At 72.6% G+C, this 17,780-nt stretch carries 15 protein-coding genes; 10 read left to right on the forward strand and 5 right to left on the reverse strand.

Features of this window, described 5'->3' with window-relative positions; all coding sequences use genetic code 11:
• Window positions 1-197 precede the first annotated feature (197 nt).
• From IF129_RS11745 to ilvD, 3 genes are all read left to right on the forward strand, one after another.
• Window positions 198-1,781, forward strand: coding sequence for a S8 family peptidase (locus IF129_RS11745; RefSeq protein WP_191209500.1), 1,584 nt, complete (start codon window positions 198-200; stop codon window positions 1,779-1,781).
• Window positions 1,782-2,083: 302 nt separating this feature from the next.
• Window positions 2,084-2,812: a sugar phosphate isomerase/epimerase family protein gene (locus IF129_RS11750; RefSeq protein ID WP_191209555.1), complete on the forward strand. Its 729-nt coding sequence runs from the start codon at window positions 2,084-2,086 to the stop codon at window positions 2,810-2,812.
• A 164-nt stretch (window positions 2,813-2,976) separates the two neighbouring features.
• Window positions 2,977-4,818, forward strand: coding sequence for a dihydroxy-acid dehydratase (gene ilvD / locus IF129_RS11755; protein WP_191209501.1), 1,842 nt, complete (start codon window positions 2,977-2,979; stop codon window positions 4,816-4,818).
• A 60-nt stretch (window positions 4,819-4,878) separates the two neighbouring features.
• Here ilvD and IF129_RS11760 read toward each other — a convergent pair whose 3' ends face one another.
• Window positions 4,879-5,580 carry a TetR/AcrR family transcriptional regulator gene (locus IF129_RS11760; RefSeq protein WP_224754756.1) on the reverse strand — a complete coding sequence of 234 codons (702 nt, stop codon included), beginning with the start codon at window positions 5,578-5,580 and terminating at the stop codon, window positions 4,879-4,881.
• Window positions 5,581-5,660: 80 nt separating this feature from the next.
• Between IF129_RS11760 and IF129_RS11765 the strand changes: the two genes are divergently transcribed.
• The gene (locus IF129_RS11765; protein WP_191209502.1) at window positions 5,661-6,383 is read left to right on the forward strand and encodes an NAD(P)-dependent oxidoreductase; all 723 of its coding nucleotides are present in this window, start codon (window positions 5,661-5,663) and stop codon (window positions 6,381-6,383) included.
• Between the two features lie 97 nt (window positions 6,384-6,480).
• Here the strand turns inward: IF129_RS11765 and IF129_RS11770 are convergent, their stop codons facing one another.
• Complete coding sequence (locus IF129_RS11770) at window positions 6,481-6,687, reverse strand: DUF397 domain-containing protein (RefSeq protein WP_191209503.1); 207 nt, start codon at window positions 6,685-6,687, stop codon at window positions 6,481-6,483.
• Window positions 6,626-7,492, reverse strand: a complete 867-nt coding sequence (locus tag IF129_RS11775; protein WP_191209504.1) for a helix-turn-helix domain-containing protein — start codon at window positions 7,490-7,492, stop codon at window positions 6,626-6,628. The genes IF129_RS11770 and IF129_RS11775 overlap by 62 nt, the downstream gene beginning before the upstream one ends.
• A gap of 145 nt (window positions 7,493-7,637) precedes the next feature.
• On the opposite strand from IF129_RS11775, the gene IF129_RS11780 reads away from it, so the two are divergent.
• The 3 genes from IF129_RS11780 (at window position 7,638) to IF129_RS11790 (ending at window position 9,844) form a co-directional block, all read left to right on the forward strand.
• Window positions 7,638-7,856, forward strand: coding sequence for a hypothetical protein (locus IF129_RS11780; protein WP_191209505.1), 219 nt, complete (start codon window positions 7,638-7,640; stop codon window positions 7,854-7,856).
• Window positions 7,857-8,010: 154 nt separating this feature from the next.
• The gene (locus IF129_RS11785) at window positions 8,011-8,442 is read left to right on the forward strand and encodes a hypothetical protein (protein WP_191209506.1); all 432 of its coding nucleotides are present in this window, start codon (window positions 8,011-8,013) and stop codon (window positions 8,440-8,442) included.
• A gap of 217 nt (window positions 8,443-8,659) precedes the next feature.
• Window positions 8,660-9,844: a methyltransferase domain-containing protein gene (locus IF129_RS11790; protein WP_318153682.1), complete on the forward strand. Its 1,185-nt coding sequence runs from the start codon at window positions 8,660-8,662 to the stop codon at window positions 9,842-9,844.
• 527 nt (window positions 9,845-10,371) lie between these two features.
• On the opposite strand, the gene IF129_RS26715 is transcribed toward IF129_RS11790, so the two are convergent.
• Window positions 10,372-12,489: a protein kinase domain-containing protein gene (locus tag IF129_RS26715; protein WP_191209507.1), complete on the reverse strand. Its 2,118-nt coding sequence runs from the start codon at window positions 12,487-12,489 to the stop codon at window positions 10,372-10,374.
• A 511-nt stretch (window positions 12,490-13,000) separates the two neighbouring features.
• Between IF129_RS26715 and IF129_RS11800 the strand changes: the two genes are divergently transcribed.
• The 3 genes from IF129_RS11800 to IF129_RS11810 all read left to right on the forward strand — a co-directional run bounded on the left by IF129_RS11800 (window position 13,001) and on the right by IF129_RS11810 (window position 16,702).
• Window positions 13,001-13,939: a helix-turn-helix transcriptional regulator gene (locus tag IF129_RS11800; protein ID WP_191209508.1), complete on the forward strand. Its 939-nt coding sequence runs from the start codon at window positions 13,001-13,003 to the stop codon at window positions 13,937-13,939.
• A complete protein-coding gene (locus IF129_RS11805; RefSeq protein WP_191209509.1) occupies window positions 13,936-14,802 on the forward strand; it encodes a transcriptional regulator in 867 nt (288 codons plus the stop codon). Before IF129_RS11800 ends, IF129_RS11805 begins: the two co-directional genes overlap by 4 nt.
• Window positions 14,803-15,103: 301 nt before the next feature.
• Window positions 15,104-16,702: an MFS transporter gene (locus IF129_RS11810; RefSeq protein ID WP_191209510.1), complete on the forward strand. Its 1,599-nt coding sequence runs from the start codon at window positions 15,104-15,106 to the stop codon at window positions 16,700-16,702.
• A gap of 64 nt (window positions 16,703-16,766) precedes the next feature.
• Here the strand turns inward: IF129_RS11810 and IF129_RS26940 are convergent, their stop codons facing one another.
• Window positions 16,767-17,627: an SDR family oxidoreductase gene (locus IF129_RS26940; RefSeq protein ID WP_191209511.1), complete on the reverse strand. Its 861-nt coding sequence runs from the start codon at window positions 17,625-17,627 to the stop codon at window positions 16,767-16,769.
• Window positions 17,628-17,780 lie beyond the last annotated feature (153 nt).

Consider the following 17,780-nt stretch of genomic DNA (forward strand, 5'->3'; position numbering starts at 1 on the left):
CGTTCCGCGCTTTCCGCCATGCCTGCTTTCGTGTCCGCTGTCCGATTCGGTGCGCGCCGTGGCGCAATCCAGAAATCCTGCGCAGACCCCTTGCGCAATTCCCTTGCGGCGGTACAGGGTTCGTCGTCAGCGGGAATGTCATGTCCCCGCTGAACAACCCCCCATGTGATTCACCACCAACGAGACAGGACCTCTCAATGGCAGTGATGCGTTCCCCCAAGCGCAGATGGTCGGTGGTCGCGGTGACCTCCGCGGCGGCCGTCGCCCTCAGCGTGGGCGCCGCGTACCCCGCGGTCGCCGCCGACGAGCCCACCGGCACCATCCTGGGCGCCGGTGCCCCGGGTGCGATCAAGAACCAGTACATCGTCACGCTCAAGGACGGTGCGCCCGACGCCGAGACGAAGGCGGGCAAGGGCATCGCCGAGAAGTACGGCGCCGACATCGAACTCGTCTACGAGGAGGCCCTCAACGGCTTCGTCCTCGACATGACCGAGTCGGAGGCGAAGAAGCTCGCCGCCGACCCGCACGTCAAGTCGGTCGAGCAGGACGCCAAGGTGGAGCTGGCCGCGACCCAGCCCAACCCGACGTGGGGCCTGGACCGCATCGACCAGCCCAACCTGCCGCTGAGCAACAGCTACACCTACCCGGACTCCGCGGGTCAGGGCGTCACCGCCTACATCATCGACACGGGTATCAACCACACCCACAACGACTTCGGCGGTCGCGCCCGCTTCGGCTTCGACGCCTTCGGCGGCAACGGCAACGACGGCAACGGCCACGGCACCCACGTCGCCGGCACCGTCGGCGGCAACACCTACGGCGTGGCCAAGAAGGTCAACCTGGTCTCCGTCCGGGTCCTCAACGACCAGGGCTCCGGCAGCAACTCCGGCGTCATCGCCGGTGTCGACTGGGTGACGCAGAACGCGCGCAAGCCGGCCGTGGCGAACATGAGCCTGGGCGGCGGCGCCAACTCCAGCCTGGACCAGGCCGTCCGCAACTCCATCGCCTCCGGCGTCACCTACGCCGTCGCGGCGGGCAACGAGAACCAGGACGCCCGGAACGTCTCCCCGGCGCGTACCACCGAGGCGATCACCGTCGGCTCCACCACGCGCACCGACGCCCGGTCGTCGTTCTCCAACTACGGCCCGGCGCTGGACATCTTCGCGCCCGGCTCGGACATCACCTCGGCGTGGATCGGCAGCAACAGCGCGACCCGCACCATCTCCGGCACCTCGATGGCCTCGCCGCACGTGGCCGGCGCCGCCGCGCTCGTCCTGGGCGAGAACCCGGGCGCCAGCCCGTCGCAGGTCGACTCCTCGCTGGAGTCCGCCGCCGTCAGCGGCAAGGTCGGCAACCCGGGCTCGGGCTCCCCGAACCTGCTGCTCCAGGTCGGCGAGGGCGACCCCGGCGACCCGGGCGACCCCGGTGACCCGGGCGACGGCCGCTTCGAGAACACCACCGACGTGGCCATCCGCGACCACGCCACGGTGACGTCCTCCATCAACGTGACCGGTCAGTCGGGCAACGCGCCCGCCGACCTCAAGATCGACGTCAACATCAAGCACACCTACATCGGTGACCTGAAGGTCGAGATCGTGGCCCCGAACGGTGCCTCCGCCGTGCTGAAGGACTTCGGCACCGGTGGCAGCGCCGACGACCTCCTCCAGACCTACACGGTCAACGCCTCCTCGGTGGCCGCCAACGGCACGTGGAAGCTCCGCGTCACGGACAACTGGTCCAACGACACGGGCAAGATCGACTCCTGGGGCATGCAGTTCTGACCCACCGCCCCCAGCGGCGATCGGGTGAGATCGACCACCTCTGACCTCAGCCCCCGCGGCCCCGGCCGCGGGGGCTGAGGCGTGCCCGGCCCTCGTCGCGGCCGCCGCCCGGGGCGGGACGGGACGACCCGCCAGGGTGGCGCGGTGAGCGAGGCCACGCTGCCGCCCGCCCGCCTGCCCGTACTCTGGGGCGCGTGGTGGGAGACGATCAGGGGTTCACCCGGACGAGCGACAGCGGCGGCATCAAGGTCGCGCTGTCGACGGCCTCGGTGTACCCGGAGACCACGGCGACGGCGTTCGAGATGGCCGGGCGGCTCGGCTACGACGGCGTCGAGATCATGGTCTGGACGGACCCGGTCAGCCAGGACGTGGAGGCCCTGCGCCGCCTCGCCGACCAGCACGGCGTGCCCGTCCTCGCGGTGCACGCCCCGTGCCTGCTGATCACCCAGCGGGTGTGGTCCACCGACCCGTGGACCAAGCTCCAGCGGGCCCGCAGCGCCGCCGAGCGCCTCGGGGCCGCCACCGTCGTCGTCCACCCGCCGTTCCGCTGGCAGCGCGGCTACGCCCGCGCCTTCGTCGACGGCGTCTGGCGCATGGCGGGGGAGACGGACGTCCGCTTCGCCGTGGAGAACATGTACCCGTGGCGCTACCGCGACCGTGAGATGCAGGCCTACGCGCCCGACTGGGATCCCACGAACGACGACTACCGGCACTTCACCATCGACCTCTCGCACACCGCGACCTCCCGCACCGACACCCTCGCCATGCTGGACCGCATGGGGGACCGGCTCGGCCACGTCCACATCGCCGACGGCAACGGCTCCGCCAAGGACGAGCACCTCGTCCCCGGGCGCGGCACGCAGCCCTGTGCCGAGGTGCTGGGCCACCTGGCGACGAGCGGCTTCGACGGCCACGTCGTCGTGGAGGTCAACACCCGGCGGGCCATGTCCTCCGCCGAGCGCGAGGCGGACCTGGCCGAGGCGCTGGCCTTCACCCGACTCCACCTGGGCGCCACCGCGCACCGGAGCTGACGCGGGGGCGCGCGGCGCGTGGCGCGGGGCGCGAGGGTGCGCGGCGGGGGCGTGCCGGGGGCCGTCCCGGTGTCTCATCATGTGGTGGCGGTGTCCGGATCATGAGCGGACGGGCGTACGCTCGGGGGCGAGGAAGCCCCCGACTCTCCAGGGAGTGGAAGACCATGCCCGAGCTGAGGTCCCGCACCGTCACCCACGGCCGCAACATGGCGGGCGCCCGCGCCCTCCTCCGGGCCGCCGGCGTAGCCCGCGAGGACTTCGGCAAGCCCATCATCGCGGTGGCCAACAGCTTCACCGAGTTCGTCCCCGGACACACCCACCTCCAGCCCGTCGGCCGCATCGTCTCCGACGCGATCAAGGAGGCGGGCGGCGTCCCGCGCGAGTTCAACACCATCGCGGTCGACGACGGCATCGCCATGGGCCACGGCGGCATGCTCTACTCGCTGCCCTCGCGCGACCTGATCGCCGACTCCGTCGAGTACATGACCGAGGCGCACTGCGCCGACGCGCTGATCTGCATCTCCAACTGCGACAAGATCACGCCCGGCATGCTCATGGCGGCGCTGCGGCTGAACATCCCCGTCGTGTTCGTCTCCGGCGGGCCCATGGAGGCCGGGAAGACGACGCTGGTCGACGGCACGGTGCGCAGCAACCTCGACCTCGTCCACGCCATGTCCGAGGCCGTCAGCGACACCGTCTCCGACGAGGACCTGGAGCGCATCGAGGAGGCCGCCTGCCCCACCTGCGGCTCCTGCTCCGGCATGTTCACCGCCAACTCGATGAACTGCCTCACCGAGGCGCTCGGCCTCGCCCTCCCCGGCAACGGCTCCGTGCTGGCCACCCACACCGCCCGCAAGGAGCTGTACGAGGCCGCGGGCCGCACGGTCGTGGACGTCGCGCGCCGCTACTACGACGAGGGCGACGAGACCGTCCTCCCGCGCAACGTCGCCTCCCGCGCCGCCTTCGAGAACGCCATGGCCCTCGACGTCGCCATGGGCGGTTCCACCAACACCGTGCTCCACCTGCTCGCCGCCGCCCAGGAGGCCGGGCTGGACTTCACGATGGCGGACATCGACGCCGTCTCCCGCCGCGTCCCGTGCGTCTGCAAGGTGGCGCCGAACGGGAACTACCACATGGAGGACGTCCACCGGGCCGGTGGCATCCCCGCCATCCTCGGCGAGCTCCAGCGCGCCGGCCACCTGCACGAGGACGTGCACGCCGTGCACAGCCCGTCCCTGGCCGACTGGCTCAAGGAGTGGGACATCCGGGGCGGCTCCCCCTCCCCGGAGGCCACCGAGATGTTCTACGCCGCCCCCGGCTGCGTCCGCTCGGCGACCGCCTTCTCCCAGTCCGAGCAGTGGGACACCCTGGACACCGACGCCGCGAACGGCTGCGTCCGCGACACCGCCCACGCCTACTCGGCCGACGGCGGCCTCGCCGTCCTCCACGGCAACCTCGCCGAGGACGGCTGCGTCGTGAAGACGGCCGGGGTGGACGAGTCCATCTGGACGTTCGAGGGCAAGGCCGTCGTCGTGGAGTCCCAGGAGGCGGCGGTCGAGGCCATCCTCGCCAAGCGCGTCGCCGAGGGCGACGTCGTCGTGGTCCGCTACGAGGGCCCCAAGGGCGGCCCCGGCATGCAGGAGATGCTGTACCCGACGGCGTTCCTCAAGGGGCGCGGGCTGGGCGCCAAGTGCGCCCTGATCACCGACGGCCGCTTCTCCGGCGGCACGTCGGGCCTGTCCATCGGCCACGTCTCCCCGGAGGCGGCGGCCGGAGGCACGATCGCCCTCGTCCGGGACGGCGACCGCATCGCCATCGACATCCCGAACCGGACGATCGAGCTGAAGGTGCCGGACGCCGAACTCGCCGCACGGCGTGAGGCGTTGGGCGGCCGGTACGCCCCCGTCGCCCGCGACCGCAAGGTCTCGCAGGCGCTGCGCGCGTACGCCGCGATGGCGACCTCCGCCGACAAGGGCGCCGTCCGCGACGTCACCCTCCTCGGCTGAGCCGCCCCACCGCCGCCCGCACCCCGCCGCCCCGGACCCCTGTGCCGGGGCGGCGGTGCGTCACCGGGGCGTCGGCGTCTCGTCCGGGTTGAGGGCGTCGAGGATGAGGCCGAGGCCGTACGTGAACTCCTCGGCGTAGTCGTACCCCGGCTTGAGCGCGTGCTCGGTCGCCAGCTCGGTGAGGTGCGGATAGGCGTCGGCGGGCATGTCGCGCAGGATGGCGCCCGCCACCTCCTCCAGCTCCGTCGAACCGCTGAACGGCAGGCTCGCCTCCTGGATGACGAAGCCGTACAGGTAGCTGTCGATCAGTGAGACCGCGTGCGCGGCCAGCGGCACGGAGAACCCCCCGGCGCGCAACGCGCCGATGACGGCGTCGTGGTGGCGCAGCGTCGCGGGCCCCGGCCGGGTGCGGGAGTCCAGCAGCGCGACGGCCCACGGGTGGCCGCGCAGGACGGCGCGCGCCGAGTGCGCCCGGCGCCGCATGGCGCTCCTCCACTCCGTGTCGCGCGGTGGCAGCTCGATCTCGCCGAACACCGCGTCGACCATGCCGTCCAGGAGGTCCTCCCGGCCGCTCACGTGGTGGTAGAGCGACATCGCCTCGACGCCCAGCGGCTCGGCGACGGCCCGCATCGTCAGCGCCGAGGCCGAACCCCTCTCGTCCGCCACCGCCACCGCCGCGCGGATCACCCGTTCCCGACTCAGGGGCGCCCGTCCGCGCGCTCCGCGCCGCCCCTTGCCGCCCTCTCCCATGCGTTCCTCCATCGCTCCACTTGACCGCCTTACAGCATAAGGCTACCGTGCCTTACAAGATAAGGTAAGCAGGGTGGCGAGAGGGCGGAACCATGAGCGGTACGGAACGGATCAAGAAGGTCTGCGTCATCGGAGCCTCGGGGAAGCTCGGGCAGTACATGGTCCGGCACGCGCTGGAACGCGGCTACGAGGTCGTGGGCGTGTGCCGCGAGCGCAGCGTCCCCAAGCTCGCCGCGTTCGAGGGCCGCATGGAGATCGTCCCCGGCCCCACGAACGACCCCGAGGTGATCCGGCGGGCGGTCGCCGGGTGCGACGGCGTGCTGACCGTCCTCGTGCCGTGGGGCGTCCAGCAGTACTCCTCCGGCACCGCCCAGGCCGTCCTCGACCACGCCCGGCCCGGAGCGCGCCTGGTCTTCTCCTGCGGTTGGCACATCAGCCGCGACGGGCAGGACCGGTACTCCCGCCTGTTCCGTGCGGGCGTCGGCATCGCCAGCCGGCTCGGCAAGCTCGTCCGCGCGATCGAGATCGAGGACCAGGTCGAGGCGTGCCGCCGGATCTTCGCCAGCGACACCCGGTGGACCGTTGTGCGCGGCAGCAGCCTGGAGGAGGGGGAGAGCCAGGGCCTGCCCGTGTGGAGCCGCCACGTCGGCGACCCGGTGCTGGCCAGCGACCTGACCCGCCGGGTGGACTTCGCCCTGTTCATGGTCGAGGCACTCGTGGACGACGCACTCGTCCAGGAGGCCCCCGCCATCGTCGGCCGCCTCGCCCCGAGCGCCCTCGCCCACGCCCCCACCGCCCACGGCGAGCCCCGCTAGCCGTGGGTGCCGCTCCGGGACTACCCGCCCCCCGTCGCCGGGACGGCTTCGCACGCGCCGCCCCGGCGGACCGGTCCCGGTCGGTGCGGGGGCCGACTCAGACGTGGGTGGTGCGGGCGTATCCGACGAAGGCCCGCCAGGCGTCGTCGGCGACGACCAGGGCGGGGCCGGTGGGGTTCTTGCTGTCCCGGACGGGCGTGACACCGGGGAAGCCGTCAGCCACCTCGACGCAGGAGCCGTTGTCACCCCCGCTGTAACTGGACTTGCGCCAAGCCGCGTTGGTCAGGGAGAACGCCATGCTCATAGCTCCTGTACTCCTTCGTCACTGTGTCCAACAGGTGCAGTGAGAGCCCCGGCGACAGTGCGGCAGCCCTGGCGAGATCGTAGGCATCGCGGCAGTGCTGGACTAGTTCCGGCTGGTCGTCATCCATGACGTTGCCCGTATGCAGGGCCTCCACGTAGGCCAGGTCCGGCGCATCGGAGAACTTCATCAGAGACAGCACCGAGCCGCTCATCGCGCCGTGGTTTCCCTGACTGAAGGGCACGACCTGCACGCGAACGCGGTTCCGTCTGACCAGGTCGGTGATGTGCGTCAGCTGCTCGGCCATCACGCCGGCGCTGCCGACGAGGACCCGCAGCACCGTTTCGGAGAGGATGAACCAGCACTCAGGCAGCTCGTTGTCCAGGATCGACGCGCGCTTCAACCTGCTGACAACGCGCTTGTCAACAACGTCAGGTGATGTGGAGAACTCCGCTCCCAGGAAGACCGCGCGTGCGTACGCCTCCGTCTGGAGCAGCCCGGGGACCAGGACGGCTGCGTACTCCTCGATCCGCACCGCCTCCCCCTCCGCCTCTGCCGCACGGTCGAAGTGCGGAGCGAACGGGTTGCGGTCCAGGAAGCGTTGGAAGGTGCCACCCGTGTTGAGAACCAGATCCAGACGGACTGCCTCCCTCTCGCCGGGCTTCCTGGTGCCAGACTCCCACCGTGCGACCAGCGTGTGGTGAACGAAGACCTCCTTCGCGAGCTGCCGCTGGCTCATCCCCGCCTCGATGCGTCGCTCCTTCAGCTCCTCGGCGTAAGCCGGAAGCCGCCCCGCCTGCTCTGGCATATGACTCCTGATCCCGACGCTTTGGTGACGGCGCTTGTGTCAGCACGTCACGTCTTCCACGGTAGCCCCGCGACGGTCAGGCTGTGACGGGTTCGACACAGAGGGCGACGGCCGTCGGTCGCGGGAAGTTGAAGGGGCAGAACGCATGACGAGTGGTCGACCGGAAGCGGGGGAGACGCTGTATGACGAAGTCGGGGAGGCCGTGGGCGAGTTCCACGGCGAGCGGAGTGCGTACCTGCTGCGCCCGCTCGGTGGCGGGAAGGCGTGGTTGGCCGATCCGGCGGACGTGCGGCGCCCGACGCGGGACGAGCTGATCCGCGCACGCCTCACCCTGGCCAACCGCGAGAGCCGGATGCCCCGGTGACCGGGCGGGACGTCCGCCCGGAGGCGGTGGATCCGCGCCGGGTGCCGCCCCGCGCGGCGGCGGAGAGGCCGAGGGACGGTGTGGTGTTCGTTCCGACCGGCCGAGCCGGCCCCTGTCGGTTCGCGTGCGGCATCTGCCGTCGCAAAGGGCGCCGATGAGGTGGCTGGGCGACGTGCGGTACGACTGCGTGCTGATCGCCCGCGCGAGCGACCTGACACGCGGCTGGGAGCTCGGCTCCCACCGCGCCGCGACGCCCGGCCTCGCCCTGCGGTGGCTGCGCTGGAAGGCCCGCCTCGTCGCGACGGCTCTGGACCCCCGCCCGGGGGACTCCGGGCCGTTGCCCACCGCCTGCCTGCGCGAGGTGCATTCCGCCGCCGCCAACCCGGGTGCGGTGATGCGGCGGTGGGTCGGCGATGTGGCGGCGCAGGACGCCGCTCTCGCCCGGCTGCACGGCGGACGCCCGGCCACCGTGTGTGCGGGGGACGACGCCGTCCACTACCTGCTCGCCGCACATCCGGTCCTCGTGCCACCGGGGCGGGCGTGCGGCTGGCCGCAGCCCAGGGGGCGTGCTCCGGTGCGCCGTTGAAACGCCTCGCGGACTCGGGGAACGGTGACGGAGGGTGAGGAAGGGAGCCCGGTATGGACGGATGCGGGGCGTGGCGCAGGCTCGGTGGACGGCACGGCGGGTACGGCGGGGAGGGCGGGAGCGGGGGAGACGGGCATCCCGGTACGCCCTGGACGCCACCGCAGGAGCCGCCGTCGCCCGACGGGGACACCCCGCCCGGTGACGGGACGCACCGCAGGTGAGCACGGGTGATCTGCGTGACCTGCGGGACCTGCGTCCCGGCCGGGCCGCCCTCGGGCGGCTCCTCCTGGACGCGGGGGCGGTGTCCCCCGGGTGGCTGCCGGTCTTCGCGGCCGTGGACCGTGCCGACTTCCTGCCGGACGTGATCTGGCCGTGGGACATGGAGCGCCGAGCCGCCGCGGTCGTGGACCGGGTGGCGGACCCCGACGGCTGGTACGCGGCGGCGGACGGCAACGCGCCCGTCGTGACGCAGTGGGACGACGGCGAGCACGCGGGGCCCGGGCCGGGACGCGTGGCGTCCAGTTCCTCCTCCGCGCCCTCGGTCGTCTACGCGATGCTCGCCGACACCGCACCGGCCGAGGACATGGCCGTGCTCGACGTCGGCACGGGCACGGGTGAGACGGCCGCCGCCCTGGCGCACCGGTGTGTGCGGGGCCGGGCGACCACGGTCGAGGTGGACCGGGCGGTGTCCGACGCGGCCCGCGCGCGGCTGCGGCGGCGCTCCCCGTGCCCGACGGTCGTCGTGGGCGACGGCGCGGCGGGGCACGCGGCCGGAGCACCCTACGACCGGGTCCTGGCGACGGTCGGGCTGCGTGCGGTACCGGCGGCCTGGATCGAGCAGACGCGTCCCGGCGGCGTCATCGTCGCGCCGTGGGGCACGCACTTCGGGAACGCGGACGCGGTCGTCCGGCTGCTGGTCGGACGCGGGGTCGCGTCGGGCCGGTTCACCCGGCCGGTGGAGTGCATGAAGCTGCGCGCCCAGCGGCTCCCGTCCCACCGGCACGAGGACCACGTCCCGGCGGACGTGTTCCGGTACGCCGCCACCTCGACCACGGACGTCGTCGAGGACGAGCTGGTCACCGGGCGGTACACCGCGCTGCCCTTCGCCCTGGGCCTGCGCGTGCGCGCCTGTGTGCAGGCCGTCGCCGAACGGCGCGGGGGTGCGCGGCCGGTGTGGTTCTACGGGACGGGGGACCGGTCCTGGGCGTGCGTCCTGTTCCACGCGGGCGGGGCGGCGCGGGTGTGGCAGTCCGGTCCGCGTCGCCTGTGGGACGAGGTCGAGGCGGCGTACCGCTGGTGGCGGGACGAAGGCCGCCCGGACCACACCCGCTTCGGGCTCACGGTGACGCCCGACGGCCACCGGGCGTGGCTCGACGACCCCGCCCGCTCCTGGCCGGTGTGAGCGGTGGTGCCGGAGCGCCGCTCCCCGTGCCCCCTGCTGACAGGATGACGCGGTGAGCACGGCACATCACCCGGGCATCCCTGTCGTACGTCCCCTCACCGACGCCGACGTCTCCGCCTCGGTCGACACACTGGCCCGAGCCCCGACGGACGCCCCCGCACCTGGTGCATGCGCAAGGACCCGCGGTGAGGTCGGGAATGCCTCCCGGCGGCGCGTCCCCTCCCGGCGGTCCACCGCACCGGGGGCCACTGTCGGGGACGGTGCAACTCCCGCGAATTGAGCGGGTTTTGTCACAGGCAAAGTAAGTGCGTCATGATTAATGTCAAACAAAGTGTGGCCAGGTGAATTCCTTCCGTTCACCCAGGGCATCTGCAAACAGGCGTGACCGGTGTCATGGAACGGTTTGATTTCGCATGGCCTCATGGGGCACGGATCACTGGTCGACGTCCGCTCCACGGCTCAGTCGATCAAAGAAGCACACCGGCGCACCGTGCCGGAAACACGCCCGGCGCGCCGCTCCGGGGGCGTCAGTCGACGACGGTGGCGGAGTCGACGGCCAGGTCCTCCATGCCCCACCGTTCCAGCAGTTCGGCGTAGGTGCCGTCCTCGATCAGGGACTGGAGCGCCTGCCGCAGGACGTCGGCGAGCGGCTCGGCCGGGTTCAGGACGGCGAGGCCGACGAGGTCGGTGTCCATCCGCGCCTCGGCCACCGCCAGTCCGTCGCCTTCCGGTTCGGCGAGCAGGCCGACCGCGATGGTGTGGGGGACGAGCAGAGCGTCGACCTCGCCGGACCGAACGGCCTCCGCCGCCTTCTTCTCGTGCATCCCGGACACGGTCACCGACGCATCGCACTCCTCGCTGTGGGTGCGAGCCAGGTCCTCCAGTCCGGGAAGGGCGGCGACGGTCCCTCCGCACACGTCGTCGAAACTCTTCGTACGCGTGGCATTCCCCTCGGTCACGACGAGAATCGTGCTCTGCCGGTAGTAGGGGATGATGTCGAAGTCCTCAGTCATCGACGGCGCGTTCGGATCATCGACGTGCCTGCTCGTGGCGACGCCGTTCATCGGGCCCCCGCTTTGGGCGACGTTCAGGATCCCGTGCAGCTGCTGGTTGTAGTCGACCCGGCGAAACGTGAACCTCACCCCGAGCTGCTCGCTGAGCGCGGCGGCGAGGTCGGGCTCGAAACCGGTGGTGTCACCGGCGTACACATCGGAGACGAGGGGCAGGCCGCCCCCCGCCGAGTGCACCACGATCTCGCCCTCCTCCCGGACGAACGAGGGCAGTTCGTCGTAGAGGGGCGCTTCGGGCTCCTCCTCGTCCTGCTCGGGCTGCGCGGCCTCCTCCGGCGGGGACGCGCGGTCCGCGTCCGGTCCCGGTCGGGGGTCGGAGGAGGCGCCGGGGGCGCTGTCGGCCTGCTCCTTCCCGTCGTCGCCGAAGGGGCGGACGAGGAGGACGGTCAACGCGAGGGCGACGACGACGGCAACGGCGGTCCCGGCGATGGCCAGCACGCGCCGGGGCCGGGCCTGGCCGGGCGGAGCGGCCGGGCCGGGCGGCGGGCCGGGTGCCGGGCCGGGGCCCGGCACGGCGGCGGTCACCGTCGGCAGGGCGGACGGTGGCAGAGCGGACGTCGGCGGGGCGGACGGCGGCGGGGGTGGCGGAGCTTCGGGCGGCGGGGGCGGCGCGGTGGGTGCGGGCGGGGGCGTCGCGGGGGTCGAGACCTGCGTCGGTTCCGGGCCCTCCAGGGCCAGCAGGGCGGCGGCGTCCCGGCCGAGCCGGGCGGTCAGGGCGGCCGGCAGTCCGGCGTCGTCGGCGCCGGACGCGTCGGCGTGGTCGGCCGTGACGGCGGCGACCTCCTCGACGGACGGCCGGTCGCCCGCCTCCCGGGCCAGGCAGCGCACGGCCAGGTCCCGCAGGGCACCGGACAACGGGCCGTCGTCAGGTCCGAGTTCGGGCTTCTCGTGCAGAACCCGGTACAGGACGGTGTGCAGTGAGGGCTGCCCGGCGCCGAAGGGCCCGGTGCCGGTGGTGGCGAAGACGAGGACGGCGCCGAGGGCGAAGACGTCGGTGGCCGGGCTGACCGTCTCGCCCCGGATCTGTTCCGGCGGCATGTAGCCGGGGGAGCCGACCAGGGACCCGGTGCGCGTCGCCACGCTGGCCTCCGCCGCGCGGGCGATGCCGAAGTCGATGACCTGCGGGCCGTCCAGCGTGATCAGGACGTTGGACGGCTTGAGGTCCCGGTGGACGATTCCCGCGGCGTGGACGTCTCGCAGGGCTGCGGCCAGTCCGGCGGCGATCCGCCACACCGACGCCTCGGGCAGCGGTCCGTGCAGGGAGGTGACGACCTCGTGCAGCGAGGGCCCGGGGACGTAGCCGGTGGCCACCCACGGCACCGCCGCCTCCGTGTCGCTGCCGAGGACGGGCGCGGTGCGGGGGCCGCTGACGCGCCCGGCGGCCGTCACCTCGCTGCGGAAGCGGCGGCGGAACTCCTCGTCGGCGGCCAGTTCGGCGTGGATGAGCTTGACGGCGACGACTCTGCCGTTCGGCGCGCGGCCGAGGAACACCTGGCCCATGCCGCCGGCCCCGAGTCGTCCCAGCAGCCGGTACGGGCCCACCGTCGCCGGGTCTCCCGTGTGTAGCGCCTCCACCGCAGCCCCCCGTCAACGTGGTCGCGAGCACGGGGCGTTCGCCCCTCCCGCAGTCCCCTGTCATGGTACCGAGGTCGTCGGGTCGTCATGGTCCACGACCGCCGCCTGACGTGCGGTTCCGGGGCGCGGAATGATCGATCAGATCTCTTCCCCGAGGGTGTGGTATTCGGGCTTCCCGAAGAGCGGCGGAGGCCCGGAACTCCGGGTTTCCCCGTTCCCTCAGAGTTGGGCGATGGTATACGAGCCGACTCACCCTGTTCGTTGACTGGCTCCGGTCCAACGAACTACTGTGCGCGACAAGTCACTTCGTTGGACGTGATGCCCGTCACGGACGAGGTGAACGTGCCCATGGCAAGGTAATTGCGCGGTAAACAGTTTCAGATTCAACGGGGTGCTGGCTGCGGGTGCGGATTCCCGCGTCCGTCCGGGATCGATAACCACGTCTTCCTGCACGGGCTTTCGCCCGCCGACATCCTGAAGCGTCTGAAAATGCACAAGCACGGGGGTCATTGTGTTCGACGCAAAGAGTGCTGCCACAAATCCGCCAGGCGAGGGAACCGGCTCGTCCGGCACCGTCCCCCGCCGCGGCGTCCGCACGGAGGCCGAGGAACCGCCTCCCGGAGACCGGGGCGAGGTCGACTTCGCCGACCGGATGGAGCGGGCCCTCCTGGAGGCCCGGGAGCTGATCGACTCCACCATGTCGCTGCACCGCAGCCGTTCGGACGGCAGCCCGCTGGTGGTGCCCACGGGCGACGCGGATCTTGAGGCGAGCCTGCAACGGCTGATGGGGCGCGCCCGGCACTCCGTCACCGCCTCGCTGCCCGGCGACGACGAGGAGACGCTCTCGCTCCTCTCCACGCTGCTGCGGCGCCCCTCGCACACGGCGTCGTCGGCGGGCGCGCCGTCCGGTGCCCGCCGGGTGGCCGTCCGGCTGCTCTGCGGCCCGGCCGCGCTGCGCGCGGGGATACCGAGCCCCGCCGAACTGCGCGCCGCGCACTGCGAGATCCGGGTCATGGAGAACGCTCCCGAGGAGACGCTCATCGTCGACGGATGCCTGGCCCTCATCAAGGCCGGCCCCGACGTTCCGGAGGGCATCGCCATCATCCGGGACCCGGCCTCCGTCCGGGCCCTGGACCTGCTGTTCGCCTGCTCCTGGGGCGGTGCCCGCCCCCTGGAGGAGCACCTGCGCCTCAGCGGCTCCCTGCACTCCCCCTCGGCGCGGCGCGTCCTGGAGCGGCTCCGCGAGGGGCAGACCGACGACGTGGCGGCCCGGGAGCTCCAGGTGTCGCTGCGCACCTACCGCCGGCACGTGGCCGAGGTCATGAGCGAGCTCGGGGTCAGCTCCCGCTTCCAGGCCGGTGTCCGGGCCGTCGAACTCGGTCTGCTCTCCCGGCATCCGGGCGCGGGGCACCGGCAGGCCCGCCTGGCCCACGCCGCGGAGGGCGCGTGAACGACTCCGTGGCCCGCGCACCGTCCACCGGGAAGCGGCGCCAGGCGAACGGCGTCAGCGGGTTCCGCTCCGACGACGACGTGGAGGCGGAGCTGCTGGAGTTGCGCCGCCGCATCGAGGAGACCGTCGAGAGGCACCGGCAACGGCGGGCGCAGGACGCGCTCATCACCGCCGTGGGCACGGACCGGACGGACGCGGTCGACGCGGCGCGCCGGCTGGCGGCCGGGGCGTCGGCGACCGTCGACATCCTGCTCGCGGACGCCGAGTACCTGGAGGCCGCGCAGGCCGTCTGCCACCACCTGCTGACCGCCGCGTCCGGCGTCCACCTGCGCTTACTCTGCACCTCGGGAATGCTGAGCGTGGGCCTGCTGGACTCGGCGGTGCTGGAGCGGCCGAACACCGAGGTCCGGGTGGCACGGGTGCCGATGCTCCAGGTGCTGCTGGTGGACGGGCGGGCCGCGATGGTGGCCGCTCCGTCCGCCGCCGGGAGGCAGGCCTCGGTCATCCGTGCCACCAGCGTCATCCGGGCCCTGGACACGCTGTTCGAGGGGCTGTGGTGGCAGTCGGTGGCCATGGAGGACCGCGTCGAGTTCTGCGACGCCGGCCGGACGACGTCGCCCGCGCGGATTCTGGAGTGTCTGCGCGCCGGGGTCACCGACGAGGTCGCCGCCCGGGAGCTGTCCATCTCCATCCGCACCTACCGCCGCTGCGTCGCGGAGATCATGACCGTGCTGGGCGCCAACTCCCGCTTCCAGGCGGGCGTGCGCGCCGCCGAGCTCGGTCTTCTCTCCGAGGACGCGGGCCCGCGCACCGACCGCTCCCCGGGTGGATCCGCGGCCCGCTCCCCGGGGAGGGGGCGGTGACCGGCCGCTCCGCCGACGCCGGACACCGTCGGGGACGCACCGCCCGGTTGACAGCTTCATGCCCTCTCCCGGAGCCGTCGGCCCCCGTGTGACGGCGGGGCGTGGCCGCCGTCACACCACGGGTGGGCCCGCGTGCAGGTTGCTGCCAGGAGAGTCCGCGCCCCGGCTGCCGGCGGGTTCACGGCACTAGCCTCCCCGTGGGCCGATCCTGCCGTGAGCTGGGAGAACGGTCGAAGGCCCTTTCCCCCTAAGTGAGACCGCGATCGCCACGGCGGCCGCGAGGTAACGGAGGCTTCACACGATGGACGCGACCACCCCTGCGCAGGGCCGGAAGGCGGGGGCGAAAGAGTGGCTCGGCCTCACGGTCCTCGCCCTCCCGACCCTGGTGATGTCCGTCGACGTCACCGTTCTCTACCTGGCACTGCCGCACCTCGGTGCCGATCTGCAGCCCTCGGCCAACCAGACGCTGTGGATCATCGACATCTTCGGCTTCCTGCTGGCCGGTTTCCTCATCACCATGGGCACCCTCGGCGACCGGATCGGCCGCCGTCGGCTGCTGATGATCGGTGGGGCCGGGTTCGCGGTGGCCTCACTCGTGGCCGCCTACGCCAACAGCGCCGAGATGCTCATCGCGGCGCGTGCCCTGCTCGGCTTCTTCGGCGCGACGCTCATGCCGTCGACGCTGTCGCTGATCAGCAACATGTTCGCCGACTCCAAGCAGCGGGCGCAGGCGGTCGCGATCTGGGCGGCCTGCGTCTCCTCCGGCATCGCCATCGGCCCGCCCGTCGGCGGGCTGCTGCTGGAGTCGTTCTGGTGGGGCTCGGTGTTCCTCCTCGCCGTCCCCGTCATGGTCCTGCTCCTGGTCGCCGCGCCGTTCCTGCTGCCGGAGTACAAGTCGCCGTCCGCGCACAAGCTGGACCTCGTGAGCGTCGGCCTGTCGCTCGGCTCGGTGATCCCGGTCATCTGGAGCGTCAAGGAACTGGCCGAGGACGGGCTGCACGCCCTGCCGCTGGCCGTGCTGGTCGCCGGTCTGCTGCTCGGCGTGCTCTTCGTCAGGCGGCAGAAGCGACTGACCGAGCCGCTGCTCGACGTCGGCCTGTTCCGCAACAGCGAGTTCAGCGCGACGCTGCTGATGCTCCTCGTCGGTGTGGGCGTGGTCGGCGGTGTGTACCTGTTCATCTCCCAGTACCTGCAGCTCATCAAGGACCAGGGTCCGATGGAGGCGGGCCTGTGGATGCTGCCGTCGGCGTTCGTGATGATGGTGACGGCGGCGGCCTCCCCGGCGCTCGTGCGCTGGGTCCGGCCCGGGTTCCTGGTCGGCGGCGGTCTCGCGATCTCCGCGACCGGCTACTTCATGCTGCTGGGGGTCGGCGCGGACGACGGCCTGTCCGCTCTGGTCATCGCGATGATCGTGCTGTTCAGCGGGCTCGGCCCGGTGTTCGCGCTCGGCACCGACCTCGTCCTCGGCACCGCGCCCCCCGAGCGCTCCGGCTCGGCGGCGGCGATGTCCGAGACGGCCATGGAGTTCGGCATCTCCCTCGGTATCGCCCTGCTCGGCAGCATCGGCGCCGCCGTCTACCGCAACAACATGGAGGACGCGGTTCCCGACGGGCTCCCGCCGGAGGCCGCGGAGGCGGCCGTCGAGACGCTCCCGGGGGCCATGGCCGTCGCCGCCGACGCGCCGCCCGAGGTGGGCGCACCGCTCGCCGAGCGGGCGTTCGCGTTCTTCATGGACGGCTTCCACGCCAGCGCGGTCGTCTGCGGCATCACCGTCGGGCTGTTCGCCCTGGTCAGCTTCGTGCTGCTGCGCAACGCCCGCACCAAGGCGCAGATCGACGCCGAGGCCCCGAAGGCCGACGACGAGAGCCGGGACGAACCGGCACCCGCCGCAGCGCGGTAGCCGTCGCGGACGGTCCACGCAGGGGTGGGTACGGCACACGGTGCCGTACCCACCCCTTGGGCGTTCAGTCGGCCGAGGCCGCGGTGCGGACGGCCGCGCCCCCGGCCCCGCGCCGGGCGGCACGCACCCGGCCGTCCATGTAGCGGCGCAGCACCGGAGCGAGGACTCCGCCCCAGCGGGCGAGCGCACGGCTGAACCCGTCCAGGCAGATCACCGGCTGCCCCCGGTCCAGCCGGCGCATGATGCCCCGGGCGACGGTCGACGGCTGGAGCGGCTTGACGATGCCCGCGATGGCGGCCGTCTCGGCCGGCTTCCACTGGCTCTCCTCCGCCAACTGCGGGGTGTCCACGTCCGGGGGGAAGACGCAGGAGACCCGCACCCCGTGCGGGACCAACTCGCCGCGCAGCGCCTCCGTCAGGCCCCGCACGGCGAACTTGGCGGCACCGTAGGCCGTGTATCCGTACACCCCGATCAGGCCGGCCGCCGAAGCGATCGTGACGACCGTCCCACGGCCCCGGTGCGTCATGCCCGGGGCCACCGCGCGCACCGCCCACAGGGTGCCGAAGTAGTCGACGTCCATCATGGTGCGGAACACGTCGTCGGGCAGTTCGAGGAACGCGCCGGGCCGCGCCTGACCGGCCGAGGTCACCAGCACCGCGCACGGCCCAGCCTCCTCCTGGAGCTCCTCGACGGCGGCCGTCACGGCGTCCCGGTCGGTGACGTCGACGCTGCGCGTGTGCACCGTCGCGCCGGCCGCCCGGAGGGACTCCGCAGCCCTCGCCAGCCCCGTCGGCCTCCGGGCGAGCAGTGAGACGACCGCGCCCCGGGCGGCGAACTCGCCCGCCAGGGCCAGCCCGATACCGCTGGAACCCCCGGTGACGATCACATGGTCGCCGGGCCGCACCCAGTTCTTGTCGCGCGCCACTTCCGCCCCCTCGTGTGCGAACGGTGCCGGCGAACCGGACGAGCCCTGAGGCGGGGATCGCTGCCACCGACGAAGATCCTCTGATCGGGCAGGAAACCTACCCCGCCGCGACCACACCTCGGCGGCCGGACCACGACCCGCGCGGAATCCCGG

This window comes from Streptomyces chumphonensis (genome assembly GCF_014779715.1).
Taxonomy (GTDB): Bacteria; Actinomycetota; Actinomycetes; order Streptomycetales; family Streptomycetaceae; genus Streptomyces; species Streptomyces chumphonensis.

Excerpts from the sequence above, each read along its gene's own strand:
- IF129_RS11745 (WP_191209500.1), top strand. The coding sequence starts at position 198 with ATGGCAGTGATGCGTTCCCCCAAGCGCAGATGGTCGGTGGTCGCGGTG.
- IF129_RS11750 (WP_191209555.1), top strand. The coding sequence starts at position 2,084 with ATGGCCGGGCGGCTCGGCTACGACGGCGTCGAGATCATGGTCTGGACG.
- ilvD (WP_191209501.1), top strand. The coding sequence starts at position 2,977 with ATGCCCGAGCTGAGGTCCCGCACCGTCACCCACGGCCGCAACATGGCG.
- IF129_RS11760 (WP_224754756.1), bottom strand. The coding sequence starts at position 5,580 with ATGGAGGAACGCATGGGAGAGGGCGGCAAGGGGCGGCGCGGAGCGCGC.
- IF129_RS11765 (WP_191209502.1), top strand. The coding sequence starts at position 5,661 with ATGAGCGGTACGGAACGGATCAAGAAGGTCTGCGTCATCGGAGCCTCG.
- IF129_RS11770 (WP_191209503.1), bottom strand. The coding sequence starts at position 6,687 with ATGAGCATGGCGTTCTCCCTGACCAACGCGGCTTGGCGCAAGTCCAGT.
- IF129_RS11775 (WP_191209504.1), bottom strand. The coding sequence starts at position 7,492 with ATGCCAGAGCAGGCGGGGCGGCTTCCGGCTTACGCCGAGGAGCTGAAG.
- IF129_RS11780 (WP_191209505.1), top strand. The coding sequence starts at position 7,638 with ATGACGAGTGGTCGACCGGAAGCGGGGGAGACGCTGTATGACGAAGTC.
- IF129_RS11785 (WP_191209506.1), top strand. The coding sequence starts at position 8,011 with ATGAGGTGGCTGGGCGACGTGCGGTACGACTGCGTGCTGATCGCCCGC.
- IF129_RS11810 (WP_191209510.1), top strand. The coding sequence starts at position 15,104 with ATGGACGCGACCACCCCTGCGCAGGGCCGGAAGGCGGGGGCGAAAGAG.